An 857-nucleotide genomic window follows, 5' to 3' on the forward strand; every position below is an offset into this window, starting at 1 on the left:
CCGTTTGGTGTTCCGTCACCATCACAATCGGCGGCTGCCCAGATTGGATTCGCAGGGTTCTCATCACCTACTGTACCATCATCAACACAAGGATCGTTAGGGTCTGGATCAACAGAATCGCACGTACCATCACCATCCGTATCGAGGCAACCAGATACCATAACACTTTCAGTTAGATCATCTCCAGCGCTGGATGGATCATTTTGGTCACCCATAGCGGAAGTGGTTGTATTTGTTATTGTATTTCCGTCTTGACCAATATTTACTGTACCTTCCAGAGTAAGTGCGGCACTGGCACCATTAAGAAGTGATGGAATTGTCCATGTGGGTGCAGTGTAGGATCCTAAAGAGACAGTACCGTTATTAACAGTAGCCGTTAAACCCACTGGCAAGGTGTCGTCAAGACTGACATTGGTTGCATCTGCGGGTCCATTATTTGTAACCGTAATAAGGAATGTTACTGTATCGCCTTCCGCTGGTGTAGCATTTCCGCTACTCAACGTTTTTACTGTTGCCAAATCGGCATCCGGGAAACTACAAGCTACAGGAGCCGTTCCTGCATTTGGCTCGTTGAATGTACAAGGAAGGTCGTCCGAGAATGTTGCCGTAAGATCAATGGCTCCACCATCGGCAGTCATTTGAACTAAAGTAAAGGTATGAGGAGAAGTAAGCCCCGCAACAGACACTGAAGCCATACCATCTCCCGTGAGATCAAGTGTTCCGGTAGCCGGTGCATTCGCGAAGGTTACTGTTACATCGGCAGTGAAAAAGTCATCCGCACTATTGGCAGGTGTACCATTATCATTACAAGCCGAAAGATTCGAAGTACCAATAGCTGTGATGCTGCATGGTGCTAC

The 857-nt window shown here is 47.4% G+C and carries 1 protein-coding gene; it reads right to left on the bottom strand.

Annotated features, from left to right (window positions below):
* Positions 1–857 (bottom strand): DUF11 domain-containing protein (locus J1N09_RS15385; protein WP_265201170.1); only part of this gene is annotated, 857 nt, incomplete at both ends.

This window comes from Aureitalea sp. L0-47, from assembly GCF_026126405.1.
Classification (GTDB): Bacteria; Bacteroidota; Bacteroidia; order Flavobacteriales; family Flavobacteriaceae; genus Pukyongia.